We start from the raw sequence: 15,079 nt of genomic DNA, 5'->3' as shown, positions 1-15,079 counted from the left end.
CGCCCCGTCTTTGCGCCGCACGTTTTTTCGGCTATGCGAACGCCCATGCCCAGATACGCCCTGCACGTCGAATACCACGGAGCCCCCTTCGCCGGATGGCAAAGGCAGGCCGATCAGCCCTCGGTTCAGGGCGCGATCGAGGACGCGCTGGCAAAGCTGGAACCCGGCCCCCACACCATCGCCGCCGCCGGCCGCACCGATGCGGGCGTGCACGCGCTGGCGCAAGTGGCCCATTGCGACTTGGTGAAAGACTGGGATCCCTTCCGCCTGTCCGAGGCGCTGAACTTCCACCTGAAACCCCAGCCCGTCGCGATCCGCGCCGCCGCCCGCGTGGCCGACGACTGGCACGCACGGTTCTCGGCGGTAGAACGGCAATACACCTTCCGCCTGCTGATGCGCCGCGCCCCGGCCACGCATGACGCCGGTCTGGTCTGGCAAATCCAGCACCAGTTGGAGCTGGAGCCGATGCAAAAAGCCGCCAAACACCTGATCGGGCTGCACGATTTCACCACCTTCCGCTCCTCGATCTGTCAGGCCGCCAGCCCGGTGAAAACCCTGGACGAGCTGCGGATCGAACGGGTCGAAGGCTGGTCCGGCCCCGAAATCCGCTTCTTCCTGCGCGCCCGGTCTTTCCTGCACAATCAGGTCCGCAGCTTTGTCGGCACACTCGAACGCGTCGGCGCCGGGGCATGGGCGCCCGAAGATGTGAAAACCGCGCTCGAGGCCCGCAATCGCGCCGCCTGCGGCCCGGTCTGCCCGCCGCAAGGGCTCTACCTCTCCGGCGTAGGCTACCCCGACAAACCCTTCGCATAAGGGGCTCTGCCCCTCGGCCTGCGGCCTCACCCCGGGATATTTTTAAAAAGAAGAAGCAAGGGCGCGGCGCATCCCTTCTTCTTTTTCTAAATATCCTCGGGGTTTGGGGGCAAAGCCCCCATCAGCCGAGGCCGCAAGGCCGAGATATCCTGTGCGCGTCAGCGCACCTTTTGAAAGCGGTTCGGCGCGTAGGGGGACAGGTCGAGGTTGGGGGGCTGGCCCGCCACGAGTTGCGCCAGGATGCGGCCGGTTCTGGGGCCGCCAGTCAGGCCGACGTGGTGGTGACCGAAGCCCATGAAGGCACCTTTGGCGCCGGGAACTTCGCCGATCGTGGGCAGGGAATCCGGCAGCACGGGGCGGTGACCCATCCATTCGGTTTTCTCGTCCCATGTCAGGCCCGGCATGGCGGCCAGGGCGTGGCGCATCAGTAGCTCGAACGGGGCGCGTGACGGGGGTGCCTTCAGTCCGCCGAATTCCACGATGCCAGCCAGGCGCAGGCGGCCCTCCATCGGGGTGGCGACAAACTGCCCCGAGGCGACGAGGATCGGGTGGCGCGGCATGAAGGAGGGGTTCCACAGCTCGACATGGTAGCCGCGTTCGGATTCGACGGGGGCGGCCATGCCCAGACGGCGGGACAGAGGGCCGCTCCAGGCTCCGGTGGTGATGACGGCGGCGTCGCAGGCCAGCATCTGGCCGTCGGCCATAACGCCGGTCACGCGGCCATTTTCGCGCACCACGTCGGTGACATCGGCGCGGATGACCCGTCCGCCCTGTGCCTGCAGATGGGCGGCCAGCGCCTTGACATAGGCCCCGGGGTCGGTGATCCGGCCATGCCCGCCGAAGGCCGCGCCGAAGCCGAGGTTGCCGGTCAGCGCAGGGTCGTAGTCGCGCAGGGCCGCGCCCTCGTACTCTGTCCAGCTGAACCCGTTTTCCCGTTTCAAAGCATAGGTATAGGCGTCCTGCGCAAAATGGGCGCGGTCGCGGTAGACATAGGTGAAATCGCACGGCTCGATATAGCGCGCGGCGGGGGTGCCCTGTGCCAGCGCCTGGTGATCGGCCAGGCTGTCGCCGATGATCGGGGTCAGTGCCGCCGCCGTCGCCCGGGCGTCGCGGTCATTGGCGCGCGCCAGGTAGCGCAGCAGCCACGGCGCCAGTTTCGGCAGGTACAGCCATTTCAGATACAGCGGGCGCTCGGGGTTCAGCAGGTAGGCGGGCGCATCCCGCAGCAGCCCCGGCACCGGCACCGGCACCACCGCGCAAGAGGCCAGCACGCCGCCATTGCCGAAGGACGCGCCCTCGGCCGGGCCAAGCCTGTCGATCAGGGTAACGTCCAGCCCGGCGCGTTGCGCCCAAATGGCGGTTGCGGTGCCGACGATGCCGGCTCCGACGATGGCAACATGGGTGCGGCTCATGCGTGTAATATCCCTCGCTTGCGGGCCCATCATACGGTGCCGCAAGGGAATGCCAATATCCGTGAAACTACGGGCCGCGTGTGACAGGGTTTGTCAGCAAAACCCGTTTCCCCTTGGCCGCGCCGTTGTGTAGGTTTGCGCCAGACCCCAAGACGGAGCCCGCGATGAAAGCCTTTCCGATTGCCCTGTTTGCCTGTGCCCTTGCTGCCTCGCCCGTCGTGGCGGGGCCCGGATCGTTGCAGCAGCTGACGCTGGCGCAGGACCTGTTCGCCTACGGGCTGGAGGCGCAAGACCCCCTGCTGGTTCTGGGCGCGGCCAAGATCGCCGGCGCGGTGCATGTGAAGGATGTCGCGCGTCCGGTCGACACCCGCCCCGGCGCCACCCCCGGTACGGATGCGGGCGAGGACGACACCCCCGCGATGGTGTCGGCGGCCGAGATGTTCGCCGTGGCGCGGGATCTGGCCTCGGGCGACGAGGCGATGACCATGATGATCGAGGACGCCGAGGCCGAAGGTGCGCGAGGACAGGTCGGTGGCGCGACCCGCACGCTGAACCGGCTGCAATCGGGCTATGTCGACATGGTCCGGGTCGAGTACGAAGGCGGCACCCTGGCCGAGCTGGCCATCCTGGGCGCCAACGGTGCGAACCTGGACCTGAAGGTGACCGACGACAAGGGCAACACGATCTGCGCCGAACAGGGCGCGTCGGACAAGCTTTACTGCGCGTGGACCCCGGCCCAGAACGGCACCTTCTTTGCCGAGATCGAAAACGTCAGCCCCAAGCGCAACAGTTACTATGTGCTGACGAACTAAGCACGGACACCGCCGCCCCAACCCAACAAAAAACCCCCGCCCAACCGGACGGGGGTTTTCTTGTCGCTCAGCTCAGGTCAGTTCTGGCTGATCGTCTGTTCCAGCCACGGCAGGAACTGCGAGACCTTGGTGTAGGCCGAGAAGATCGCGTCCTCGGCGCAGGTCTTGTTCGGGCCGGCCGACAGGCCCCAGCTGACGATGCCCGCCTGGATATAGCTGCCGTCCTGCAGCGGCACGACCAGCGGGCCGCCGCTGTCGCCCTGGCACGAGGTCTTGCCGCCCTCGAACGAGCCCGAGCAGACCATGTTCTCGGTCAGCGGCAGGGGCGCGCGTTTCACCAGCTCTTCCCAGGCTTTCTGCATGTCGTTCTTCGACAGCTTGAAGATCGAGGCCGCCTGTACGAACGCCTGGCTGGCCGGACGGGCGCGGGCCTTCATCAGGGCCTCGTTGCACATGTCGCGCGACATCATCTGGATCTCGGCCTGGTACATCTTGTCGGGGTGCGTACCGCCGTTCACCAGACCCCAGCCGGTCACCACGGTGGGCACGCCCGCCTGATCCAGCACGTCGCCGAAATTGGCGTCCGGCACCTTGATGGTGCGGTAGTTGGCGTTGGGCTTGCGGGCCAGCTTGATCAGCGCGACGTCGCTATCCCAGCCGTCGGGGTTGTAGTTCGGGTTGCGGAAAATCCCCGCCACCGGAACGTTGTCCCCCGAATTCGGAGAGATCGTGTTCGTGCCCACCAGAATGCTGATCTGGCTGGGGTGCAGGTCGAAATACTTGCCGTTCTTGTCCTGGTGGTGGATGCAGTGCGCCGCCGTCAGCACCCACTGATCCAGGATCAGCGAGCCGCCGCAGAAATGCGCGTCGGGCGACACCGGGTAGCCGGCGATCATCAGGCCGACCTGCCAGGGCCATGCGCCCTCGGCGGCCAGTTCACCGCCCACGACACGAGAGCCGCTGCCATCGGCGGCCATCTTCTCGGCGCGCTCGGCCTTTTTCTTGCTTTCGGCAAAATCGAACGGCGAGGCGTCCTGCTGGTCGACCTGCGGCAGCTGCATTTCCTGCGCGATACCGGGCGCTGCCATCAGCGCGGCGGCCAGTGCCAGGGTTGTGATCTTAAAGGCTTTCATGAGGGGTCCTTTCTTGAAGTACTGTTTGAAATAATGGGGGTAGTCATGGTTACCTGTCTCCTCTCAGGATCACCGGATAGCGTTTCACGTCCAGTTTGGGCATGTCGCCGCCACCGGACAAGGAAAGATCGCGGGTGCTTTCTTCGGCGGACATCGCCGCACCCAGATAGGCCTGCAACGCGCCGCCACCGCTGGGCAGATCGCGGGTTTGCATCGGGTCCGCCAGCGCGGTCAGCTCGGTCCGGGGGGCGCCGTCGCGCGCGGGGGTCGAGATTACGACGATCTCCTCCACGCCGGCACGAGTGCGACCATCGGGGCCGGGCGGGTTCTGGATCAGCAGGCCGATTTCCTGTTCCTCGCCAAAGGCGACGCGGTTGGAAATCCCCGGCTCGGGCCAGATCGCGGTGATGCGGTAATCGCGGTCCACGTACAGAACGGTCACGTCCTGCGCGGTCAGATCGGCATTGCGCAGGGTCAGCCAGACCTGATCGCAATGGGCGACCGACAGCGGGTTGGCCGCGTCCTGCGCGTCGGCGACCGGCTCACCGCAGGTGTCGCCATCGACCACGCCGGGCACGTAGCTCAGCGATTGGCCCACGCCGCTGCTGCCGAACAGGCTGAACCCGCCGGTCGAGCCACCCTCGGCCATCGCCAGCGCCGCGTTCAGGCGTTGCGCGCGGGCGGCACGCTCCAGGAAATCGGACAGCGCCAGCTGCGGGTACTCGGCCCCGCGCAGATCCAGACGCGGGCTGGATCCCGGCCCTTGCGGGTCCAGCACACCGTCGCGTCCGGCCAGCGCAAGCGTGCCGTCCACCAGATAGGGCTGCATGTCGAAATCGGGCGCGTTCAGGCGCACGCCTTCCAGCGCGTCGGCCTGTGCCAGCCCGGTCAGCATCGCCATCAGCGGCGCGTAGTCCTGCCCGTCCATCGCATCGGTCCGCACCGGCGCGGCCAGACGCACCGGCTGCGGCAATCCCGGCTGGCTGACGGCGGCATATCCCGCGTCGGGCAGCGGCTGGTCACTGCGCAGCCGCGCGCTGCCGGCGTTCACATCCGTCACCGTCGCCGTCGCCACCACCGTGTCCGAGGTCAGCGCGTCGTAAATCTGCACCTGCGCTCCCTCGGTCAGCCCGGCCAGCAGGCCCGCGTTCAGCATATCGCCCGCCGTGGCATAGCGCGTCACCGGGCTGGCGGTGCCAAAAACACCGCTGCTCATCAGCGTGCCTTCGCCGTCTGGGCTCTGCGCCGCCGGGCCGTTGCGCGACATCCCATCGGTGGCCGCCTGCAGCGCCTGCGACCAGCTTAGCGACGCCTCCGAGGACAGAACCCCCATCAGCGCCTGCGTGAAATCGCCGTACCAGTTGCCCGCATTGGCCGCGTCGCCCAGCGGGTATTCGAAACTGCGCTGATTGGATTGCGAGGAATACAGGAACGCATAATCCCCCCGCAGCGGCGCCTGCGCGCGCACGTCCGCAGGCTCGTTCACCTGGTCCTTGGGGATGCCCAGCGCGACCGGATCGACATAGCGCGCGGCGGCGACCTGCGCGCCCAGCGCCCGGAACCCGGTGGCCGAGTGGCAGGCGTCCAGCACTGCCACCATCTGCGCGCCGGTGTCCAGGATCGCCTGGAAACTGATCGCCAGCTCGTCATCCACGATGGCGTTTTCCACCGCCCCGATCGCGCCCTTCCAATTGGTGGCGTCGGCGGGCAGCAGGATCTCGTCATAGCCGCCTGCCTCGTCGCCGTTCTGGTCGGGGGCCTGGCTGCCATGCCCCGAGAAGTAGAAAAACACCGTGTCACCCGCCTGCGCCGTGGCCGCCAGCCGCGCCAGTTCGTCCATGATCGCGGCACGGGTGGGGGCGGACAGGATGGCGACCCCCTCGGCATGGCGCGACCCGTCCGAGGCCAGCAGCCGGATATCGCCCGCCTCGACCCCGCGATCCACCAGCATCTGTGTGACCAGCCCGGTGTCATTGGCCGGGCCGCGCAGGTCGGCATCAAGGTACTGATAATCCGACACTCCGATCACCAGAGCATGGGTCCGCGCGACCGCCGGTGCCGCCAGCGACATCCCGATGATCAGGGCAGAGAGGGATACGATACGGTGTTTCATGATCTTTTGATTGGTTTCATGACCTATTGATTACAGCCCCCAAAGGACCGATCAAGCCTGCTTGCCCCCCTGACAGCATTTGTCATCAATTCTTGATGGGTGATATCCGCTTGGGTTGTTTTCCGGTGCCGGTTTTCAATGCAGCCAGTGGATTGCGCCCCGGTTGGGCATGCAGGAACCCGTTCAATTCGGGGTTCACCCGCGCGGCCTGCCGTCCGGCCTCGATCGTCATGTCCACCTGTTCGGGCTTCAGTTTCAGCCGCGTCGGAATCTCGTTCAGCTGTGCTTGTTGCGCCGGGTCCAGCCCGTCAAAGCTGATCTTGCCGACAAAGAACTTCACGTCCCGGCAATTCCAGCCCGACAGGCTGCCGCGTAGCCGCGCCACCTCGCCGCGCGACAGGGAACACCGGTAATCCACCAGGTCCTTCTGCCAGCGGTCCAGCTGCAGCCGCATCGCATCATAGCCCGTGCGCGACGCCGACCCCATCGAGGCCCCCGCGATCCCCATCGCCAGTTTCACGCCCCCCGGCCCGCCCAGCTTGCGCGACCAGGCATAGGTTTTCTCTGTGCCCGCATCGGCCACGATGAACAGGAACCGCTTCAGCCGCACTGCCTGTTGCGGGGTCATCGGCGCGAATCCGTTGCGCGCGCGCGCCCGTTCGATCGCCAGACCCGTGGTGCCGAAATTGTCGGTGATGCCGCCGTCCAGCAGCTTGACGTATTGCACCTTTTCGGGATCGCCATAGCTTTCCAGCGCCGCCGCCTGCGCCTTCATCGCCGAGGTCGCCTCGGGGTTATACCGCGCGTCCGTCAGCCAGTCGGGCTCCTTGTACTGGCACTTGCCCTGATGCGCCTCCAGCGTGATCGGCGAGAACACCAGCGGAAACGCCGCCGAGGCCGCCACCGCGTCCGAAATCGGGAAACTGCCCAGGTCCGAGCACAGCGCGTCAAAGGTTTCCGGGCTGAACAGGAACGGCGTCTGGTTGGCCATGTCCGTGGCGTTGATCCAGGTGATGATGTTGCTGCGCTGGCGCAGGTCGCCAAAGGTCGCGCCGTGGAACAACTTTTCGTCCAGATAGCGCCCGAAGGTCTTGCGCCCGTTGGCCCCGCCGGTGACCCCGCGCACCAGCGTCAGCGGGTTCAGCGGGCTGTTGGCCATGTATTTCTCGGCGTTGGTCAGCAGGTAATTCTCGCGGTAGCCGTCCAGCGCGGCGGGCCCTTTCAGCCCGAAATACGCCGCCGTGACCGAGCCACCAGACACCCCCGTCACCAGCCGCACCTCGGACAGCACGCCGTCGGGGTCTTTCGGCGTGGCGGTCTGGGCGCGCAATTCCTCCAGCAATCCATAAGCAAAGGCCGAGGCCCGCATCCCCCCGCCCGAGAACGCCAGCCCGACATAGACCTCGCCATCCGTGGGGGCGGTCATGGTAACCTCGGCAAGCGGGGGATTTTGCCCCTCGGGCAGCGGTTGGTTCAGCGGTTTGTTGATCGCCGCACAGCCTGTCAGCGAAAGGGCCGCACACAGCATAAAAAATGACTTCATCGTCCTCCCCCAAGGCCGGGCCGGAAATATCAGGCCGTAGCGTCAAGTTTAGGGCAGACGATCCTGATGGCAAAGCCTTTTGCGGTCTCGGGCAGCAACAGTTTGGCCCCGTGCCGCGCCGCGATCGCCTGCACCAGCGCCAGCCCCAGCCCGTGCCCGGCCTTGGCGCGGTCGCGCTCGGCGCGGGTGAAACGGTCGAACATCTGGCCGCGCAGATCGGCGGGAATGCCGGGGCCGGTGTCTCGCACCTCCAGCACGATGCGGTCGCCTTCGGCCCACAGACCCAGACGGATTTCATCGCCCGGACGGCAATATTTGATCGCGTTTTCCAGCAGGTTGGTCAGCAGCTGCGCCAGCAGGCTACGCTCGCCCAGCACGTGCAGGCCCGGCTCCAGCGCCGTGGTCAGGTTCATCCCCTCGTCCTCGGCCAGCGGCTCGTACAAATCGGCCAGCTCCTCGGCCAGTTCAGACAAGTCCACCGGCACCAGACCGGGCCGCTGCCCCTGCGCCGCCTCGGCCGCCGAGATGTCCAGCAGGGCGTCGAAAATCCGAACCGTGGCGCGAATCTCCTCGCGCACGGCCAGCGCGGCGTCGTCCTCACCCAGCCCTGCCAGCCGCTGCTGGATGCGGTTCAGAGGCGTGCGCAGCTCATGCGCCACCGAATCCGACAGCCGGTGCGTAGCGCGGTTCAGCGCCTCGATCCGGTCCAGCATGGCGTGGATATGGTCCTGCAACAGCGCGAATTCGTCCTGCCGCGCGGGGGCCGGCAAGCGCGCCGACAGATCGCCCGCCGCCACCCGGTCGGCCAGCGCGTTCAGCCGCCCGATCCGCCCCAGCACCGCCCGGCTGATGCCCCACCCGGCCAGCAGCGACACCGCCACCAGCGCCAGCGCGACCCAGCCGATCAGCTGCCGCAGATCGTTCAGCGTCGCCAGAGTATCCGTCCGCGCCCGCGCCACCAGCAGCGGGAACCCTCCCGGCAATTCACGCGCGACGCCCACGTATTCGACGCCCGCCAGCGCGAAAACCTGCGCCCCCGTGGCCGCGAAATCGCTGCCATTCGGGGCCAGCCCGGCGGGCCATGCGTCGATATTCCCGGCCAGTTTCGCGCCGCGATCCGTCAGCAGATACAGCACCTGCGCGGGCGGCGTGCTGGCCACGCGAAACTCGATCGCCTCGCGCAGTGCCACGATCCGGCGTTGTTCGTACAAAGCCGCGAACGAGGCCAGATCGGCCGCCAACAACTCCGCCTGCCGCGCGTCCAGCGACTGCGCCGTCACGCGGTATTGCAGCCCCATCGCCGCCAGCGACATCGCCGAGATCACCGCCGCCACCAGCAGCGATACCCTCAGGCTGGCCGAGCGGCGCGCACCCCTCATTCCGCCACCTTGACCGGGTCGAACACATAGCCCTCGCCGCGGGCGGTGTGGATGATCGGGCGGCCCGCGACCTGTTCCAGCTTGCGCCGCAGACGGCCGACATGCACGTCCACCACGTTGGTCTGCGGGTCGAAATGCAGGTTCCAGACATGCTCCAGCAGCTGCATCCGCGTCACCAGCGCACCCGCATTCGTGGCGAAATAGCTCAGCAATTTGAACTCTTTGGGGGAGATCGCGATATGCGTCGTGCCGACATGCACGGTGCGCGCCTTCATGCGGATTTCCAGATCGCCAAAGGCCACCACGTCATTGTCCAGCGCCACCATCGTCGTGCGCCGCAGCAGCGCCCGCAGGCGCGCGCGCAGCTCGTCTGGGTCAAAGGGTTTGGCCAGGTAATCGTCCGCGCCCTTCTCCAGCCCCTCGATCTTGTTGGCCGCGCGCCCCAGCGCCGAGACCACCATCACCAGCGCGGTCGAGCCCGCCGCCCGCACCTTGGCGATCGCGTCCACCCCGTCGCCGCCCGGCAGCATCCGGTCGAACAGGATCACCGCGTAGGCCCCGGCCTTGGCGGCCTCCAGCCCGTCGGCGTAGGTGGCGCGCAGCACCGGCTCGGCGCCGACATCGCGGGCGGCCTCGGCCATGGCCTGAGCGGCCACGGCGTCGTCCTCGACGATCAGGATACGGGGGGTGGTACTCATGAACGAACTCCTTCGGCCCAGATCAGAAGATTACGACCACCGGGTCAAGGACATTCGCCCCGCCCATGATCTGGCTGCGTGCGCCGTTGCTCCAGGGGTCGACGGTGACGTGCAGCGTGCGGCCATCGGGGCGGCGCACCAGCAGCAGTACCGGGCGCGAGATCTTCAGCGTTTCCAGCAACTCGGCCGAGGCCGGCTGCCCGTTCACCGACAGGATCGTGTCGCCTGCATCCAGACCGGCCAGGTAGGCGGGGCTGGCGGGGCTGATCACCTCGACCGTCACGCCATCGCTGCCCATTTGCAGGCCCAGACGCGCCAGATCATAGGCCCGGATGATCGCAATCTCGCGCGAGGTGCCGTCGTCGTCGATATCGACCGAGTGCTTGATCAGCTCCAGCTCCAGCATCAACGGCTCTCCGCCGCGCAGCACCTCGAACACCACGGTATCGCCGTCACGTTCGTCCAGCGCAAAGGCCATGTCGCCCGGCTTCACGATCGCGCGGCCATTGACCCGCACCACCACGTCGCCCGCCAGCAGACCGGCCCGCGCGCCCAGGCTGGACGGGTTCACGTTGTCCACCAGCACGCCCGCGCCCTTCTCCAGCCCCAGCGCGGCGGCGATGCGCGCATCAATCGGGCGCGCGGTCACGCCCAGATCCGGCACTTCGGGCAGATCGCCCGCGATGAACCGGTCAATCAGCGCCGCCGGGATCGCATAGGAAATCCCCACGAACAGGCGCGAGCCATCGGCGATCCGCGCGTTCAGCCCCACGACACGGCCCTCGCCATCCAGCAGCGGCCCGCCCGAGCTGCCCGGGTTGATCGCCGCGTCATGCTGGATATAGCGCACCGGCACGCCCGCCTGCACCTGCCGCGCCACGACCGAGACGATCCCGCGCGTCACCGTCTGGTCCGCTTCCAGTGGCGCGCCCAGCGCATAAACCTCGTCGCCCAGACCGGGCAGGCCCAGCGCGGGTTCCAGACCGGGGCCGAACGTGGCCTCGTCCAGCTCGATCAGCGCCAGGTCGCGCTTTTCATCACGGGCGATCACACGCGCCACCACCGTGCGCCCGTCGCGGTGCCGCAGCACCACGCGGGTTGCGCGCTTGACGACATGCGCGTTGGTCACCGCCAGCCGCCCGTCGCGCCACAGTACCGCCGAACCCAGGAATTTCTCGTCCCCGTCCGCGGTTTCCACGACCAGCGTCGCGTTCAGCCCGCGCTCCAGCATCGGACCCGCCTGCGCCCGGTCGGCGATTGCCGAAATCAGCGTGACACACAGGGCCAGCATCGGCAGCAGGCTCAGCAGCGGGCGGCGCATACGGCGCGCATAAAGCCCGCGTTCAGTCGCATTCGGGGTCATCCGGGTCATGTGAACATCCTTTCTGTTCCGTTACCCCACAGCTAGCAACGCCCCCCGGTAAACTCACATGACAAGTCCGTTCATGTTCGGAAATCCGCCAGAAAGGTTTTGAAAAGCCACGCCCGCACCCGCATTATCATGGCATCCAAGACGGAGCTTTATGATGTTTCCCAAGTCCCTTTTCCTTGCCGTTTCCCTGTCTGCCGCAGCCCTTTTGCCCCTGTCCGCGCAGGCCCAAACCCCTTTGAAAACCGCCGAGCTGTCGGCCCAGCTGTACCTGACCGGGGTTGAAACCTCGGACCCGATTCTGGTGCTGGCCGCCGCCAAGCTGCGTAAATCGCTGAACTTCCGCCGCATCGACCGCGCCCCCACCAGTGACGGTGCCGCCGCCACTGCCGATCCGGACGAGGCGCCGCTCAGCTGGCAGGACATGCTGGACACCGCCGCCGAGCTGGCCGTGGGCGACGACGCCCTTCTGGGCCTGATCCAGGACGTGCGCGACGAGAATACAAAGGGCGTTTCCACCGGTCAGGTCTACTCGATCACCTCGATCCGCTCGGGCGGCACCGACACCTACCCGCCCCTGCCCTATACCGGCGGCGAATACGCCGAGGTCTATATCGAGGGTCAGGCCTCGGCCGATCTGAACCTTTACGTCCACGACGCCAAGGGGCGGCTGGTGTGCTCGGACACCGATATTTCCGCCATCGCCTATTGCGGCTGGCGTCCGGCCACGTCCGAGGGCTTCACCATCATCGTCAAGAACAAGGGCGGCGTGTCCTCGCCCTATTCGCTGATCACCAACTGAGGCCGCCATGACCCTGCTGCGATCCACCGCCCTGGCCGGTCTGCTGGCCCTGTCCGCCCTGCCCGCCGCCGCGCGCGAGAATTACGCCCTGCTGATCGGTGCCTCGACCTATCCGGCGCTGGATCAGCGGTTCTGGCTGCGCGGCCCGGCCAACGATATCGACCTTGTGGCGACCTACCTTCAGTCGAACCCCGTGGTGCCGTTTGCCGCTGACCGCATCACCGTGCTGGCCGATGGCGTCGAAGGTGCCCCCGCCCCGACCCTGCAAGCGATCCGCGACGGCTTCGCCCATCTGGCCGCCACCGTGCAGCCCGGCGATTTCGTCTACCTCCACTTCTCCGGCCACGGCAGCCAAGCCCCCGCGCTGGACCCCTCCACCGAAACCGACGGGCTGGACGAACTGTTCCTGCCCGTCGACATCGGCCCGTGGGAGGACACGACCGGCACCGTGCAAAACGCCCTCGTCGATGACGAGATCGGCCAGATGATCGACGCCATCCGCTCCAAGGGGGCCGATGTCTGGGTGGTGTTCGACAGCTGCCATTCCGGCACCGCCACCCGCGCCGCCCCCTCGCTGGACGAGGACGTGCGCGAACGCAAACTGCCCCCCTCGGCCCTTGGCGTCCCGGCCGAGCGCATGGCCGAAGCCGAATCCCAGACCCGCGCGCTGGACGACCCGCGCACCGCGCCGCCCGCCGCCGTTGAGACCTCAACCACCTCGCTGCAAGGCAAGCTGACCGCCTTCTTCGCCGCCCAAACCACCGAGACGACGCCCGAAAAGAACATGCCCAAAGGCGACCCCGACCGCCGCCTGCAGGGCGTCTTCACCTACACCCTGTTCCAGACGCTGGCCGAGCGTCCGGGCATCACCTACCGCCAGCTGTCACAGGAAATCCTGCGCAAATACGCGGTGCAAAACCTGGCCCGCACCACCCCCCTGTTCGAGGGCGAGCTGGACGACCCCGTCTTTGGCACCGGATCTGCCGGGCGCATCCTGCAATGGCCCGTCGCGGCCAAGGGCGACACGCTGACCCTGCCCGCCGGCCGCCTGCACGGGCTTGACGACGGGGCCGAGCTGATCTTGCTCGCCTCGCCCGCCGATCCCGACGACGCCGCGCTGGCCACCTATACCGTCACCACGCTGGACACATTCACCGCCACGGCCACGCCGCAAGGCACCGCCCCCGCCATCCCCAAGGGCGCGGTGCTGCGCAAGACCAGCGCCAGCCTTGACATGTCGCTGACAATCGCCCTGCCCGACCCCGGCACGGCCCCGGCACAGGCGCTGGACGCCGCCATCGCCGCCGCCCGCGACATGGCCCGCATCGGCCCTCGCATCGCCTTCGTGCCCGCCAGCGCCGATGCCGACCTGCGCCTTGCCGTGATCCCCGACAGCCCCCGCCCCGACGCGATCTGGTTCCTGCCCGCCTCGGGCCTGATCGAGGAAGACCAGTTCGACCAGCTCTTCTCGATCTCGACCGCCGACAAGGACACCACGGAACTGGCCGAGGTTTTCTCGGAAAACATCTCCTACATGAGCAAGGCGCTGAACCTGATGAAGGTCGGCGCGGCGACCTCCGGAACGGCGGTGCAGGTCTCCGCCGCCCTGACCCGCGCGCGCTTTGATCCGAACGCCGAGGACATTGTCCCCGACAGTCACCAGCCCGTCGCGGCCCAATCCGTGACACGCATGATCCCGGACGACGTGATCGGCCTGACCCTGACCAACCCGAACGACAGGGCGGTGGATTTCAACGTGCTCTATGTCGGGTCGGACTATTCGATCTCGTTCATGGGCAACGGCCGACTGCACCCCGGCGACACGCTGAGCGAGGATTACGTGCTAGTCACAGACGCCGCCTTTGGCCGCGACCGGCTGCTGGTCATAGTCTCACCCGCCGATCCCCAGTCCGAGGTCGAAGACCTGTCCTTCCTCGAACAACCCCCGCTGTCGCGCACCCGCCAGGCCGGCTCGGCCCCGCGCGGTCTGACCGGCCTGCTGGACGAGGCCGGCTTCGGCCAAACCACCCGCGCCGCCGTCAGCCTGTCCAGCCGCAAGAAAAAAGCCGAACCCGCCCCGGCCTTCCTGCAATTCGAGATCGACACGGTCCCCGGAAGCTGAACCCGCGCGCTCTATTCTCAGACGACGCGTCGGCACCCCCGGCGCGCCGTGAGTATTTCTGTCAGAAAGAAGCCGGAATGCAGGGCTCTCCTTCGACCGCACCCCGGCGGAGAAGGGCGCCACTTCCTGTGTTTCTTTCTGATCAAAATACTCAAATCCTGCCTTGGCCACAGGCGGGACGGGCACGATTTCAAGCGTACGTTTTTTCGCAAGAATCACACAATCCGACGCATGAGCGAAAGATAAACGCGGCGCGCTGACAGGTTTCCCAAGATGACAGCTTTCGTCATTTGATGTGGCGCACGCGGGGCAGTAAATTTGTAGCATGTTGAAACAAAGGGACTTTTCCAATGACCAAATCTTTTTCCCTTTCCGTTTTGGTCCCGCCCCTTGTGGCTGTGTCCGCCGCCGTCCCGCTGGCGGTCTGGTCCGGTTTCGACATCACTGGCCGGCAGGAGGTGAGTGCCCTGCCGGCCCTTTTTCCCGGTTTCCTTGTCGCGCTTTTCTGGGTGCGGCATTCCAAGTCCACGAACCGCGCCGCCCCCCTTCCCTGGATCGTTGCGGCCGGTTCGTGGCATGCGTTTGTGTGGTTTACGGCCCTGACCCAGCCGTATGCGGGCAGTTTCCCCTCTGCCCTGGCCCGTGCCTTCTGCGAGCTTCTTTATTCGGCCTCTCCGGCGCTTCTGGCCGGGCTTGCAGGGCTTCTGGCGTCTCTGGGTCTGATGATGTCCATCTCTCCGGTTCAGGGATCCCAAGACTGACCTTCCCCAAGGGTATCGTCACACCGCCGGCCCGCCCGCTGTCGAGCAGGGGCGGGCCGGCCCATTTGGCCAAAGTCGCGAAATCCAGCTGGATCGTCGCCTTTAGGAAACCCGTTTTACGG

12 protein-coding genes are annotated in these 15,079 nt (G+C 66.9%); 5 read left to right on the top strand and 7 right to left on the bottom strand.

The window, feature by feature from the left end; genetic code table 11:
- Nucleotides 1-45 precede the first annotated feature (45 nt).
- Entirely contained in the window at nucleotides 46-813 is a 768-nt protein-coding gene (truA, locus tag E7681_RS13235) for a tRNA pseudouridine(38-40) synthase TruA (RefSeq protein ID WP_136339782.1), read from the top strand.
- A 158-nt stretch (nucleotides 814-971) separates the two neighbouring features.
- On the opposite strand, the gene E7681_RS13230 is transcribed toward truA, so the two are convergent.
- The gene (locus tag E7681_RS13230; RefSeq protein WP_136339781.1) at nucleotides 972-2,225 is read right to left on the bottom strand and encodes an NAD(P)/FAD-dependent oxidoreductase; all 1,254 of its coding nucleotides are present in this window, start codon (nucleotides 2,223-2,225) and stop codon (nucleotides 972-974) included.
- Nucleotides 2,226-2,389: 164 nt separating this feature from the next.
- Here E7681_RS13230 and E7681_RS13225 point away from each other — a divergent pair, with 164 nt between their 5' ends.
- The gene (locus E7681_RS13225) at nucleotides 2,390-3,037 is read left to right on the top strand and encodes a hypothetical protein (protein ID WP_136339780.1); all 648 of its coding nucleotides are present in this window, start codon (nucleotides 2,390-2,392) and stop codon (nucleotides 3,035-3,037) included.
- Nucleotides 3,038-3,114: 77 nt separating this feature from the next.
- Here E7681_RS13225 and E7681_RS13220 read toward each other — a convergent pair whose 3' ends face one another.
- The 6 genes from E7681_RS13220 to E7681_RS13195 all read right to left on the bottom strand — a co-directional run bounded on the left by E7681_RS13220 (nucleotide 3,115) and on the right by E7681_RS13195 (nucleotide 11,275).
- Nucleotides 3,115-4,170: a serine protease gene (locus tag E7681_RS13220; RefSeq protein WP_136339779.1), complete on the bottom strand. Its 1,056-nt coding sequence runs from the start codon at nucleotides 4,168-4,170 to the stop codon at nucleotides 3,115-3,117.
- A gap of 49 nt (nucleotides 4,171-4,219) precedes the next feature.
- The gene (locus tag E7681_RS13215) at nucleotides 4,220-6,283 is read right to left on the bottom strand and encodes a caspase family protein (protein ID WP_136339778.1); all 2,064 of its coding nucleotides are present in this window, start codon (nucleotides 6,281-6,283) and stop codon (nucleotides 4,220-4,222) included.
- Nucleotides 6,284-6,368: 85 nt separating this feature from the next.
- Nucleotides 6,369-7,826: a patatin-like phospholipase family protein gene (locus E7681_RS13210; protein ID WP_136339777.1), complete on the bottom strand. Its 1,458-nt coding sequence runs from the start codon at nucleotides 7,824-7,826 to the stop codon at nucleotides 6,369-6,371.
- A gap of 29 nt (nucleotides 7,827-7,855) precedes the next feature.
- Nucleotides 7,856-9,205 carry a sensor histidine kinase gene (locus E7681_RS13205; RefSeq protein ID WP_136339776.1) on the bottom strand — a complete coding sequence of 450 codons (1,350 nt, stop codon included), beginning with the start codon at nucleotides 9,203-9,205 and terminating at the stop codon, nucleotides 7,856-7,858.
- Complete coding sequence (locus tag E7681_RS13200; protein WP_136339775.1) at nucleotides 9,202-9,903, bottom strand: response regulator transcription factor; 702 nt, start codon at nucleotides 9,901-9,903, stop codon at nucleotides 9,202-9,204. Before E7681_RS13200 ends, E7681_RS13205 begins: the two co-directional genes overlap by 4 nt.
- Nucleotides 9,904-9,925: 22 nt before the next feature.
- Nucleotides 9,926-11,275, bottom strand: coding sequence for a S1C family serine protease (locus tag E7681_RS13195; protein WP_136339774.1), 1,350 nt, complete (start codon nucleotides 11,273-11,275; stop codon nucleotides 9,926-9,928).
- Nucleotides 11,276-11,429: 154 nt separating this feature from the next.
- Between E7681_RS13195 and E7681_RS13190 the strand changes: the two genes are divergently transcribed.
- From E7681_RS13190 to E7681_RS13180, 3 genes are all read left to right on the top strand, one after another.
- On the top strand, nucleotides 11,430-12,074 hold the full coding sequence (locus E7681_RS13190; RefSeq protein ID WP_136339773.1) for a hypothetical protein: 645 nt from the start codon (nucleotides 11,430-11,432) through the stop codon (nucleotides 12,072-12,074).
- A gap of 7 nt (nucleotides 12,075-12,081) precedes the next feature.
- A complete protein-coding gene (locus E7681_RS13185) occupies nucleotides 12,082-14,196 on the top strand; it encodes a caspase family protein (protein WP_136339772.1) in 2,115 nt (704 codons plus the stop codon).
- A 398-nt stretch (nucleotides 14,197-14,594) separates the two neighbouring features.
- The gene (locus tag E7681_RS13180; protein ID WP_136339771.1) at nucleotides 14,595-14,957 is read left to right on the top strand and encodes a hypothetical protein; all 363 of its coding nucleotides are present in this window, start codon (nucleotides 14,595-14,597) and stop codon (nucleotides 14,955-14,957) included.
- Nucleotides 14,958-15,079: the final 122 nt, after the last annotated feature.

The sequence above is a fragment of the Thalassobius vesicularis genome (assembly GCF_004799325.1).
Taxonomy (GTDB): domain Bacteria; phylum Pseudomonadota; class Alphaproteobacteria; order Rhodobacterales; family Rhodobacteraceae; genus Thalassobius; species Thalassobius vesicularis.
This window is presented reverse-complemented; position numbering and strand designations above follow the sequence as displayed.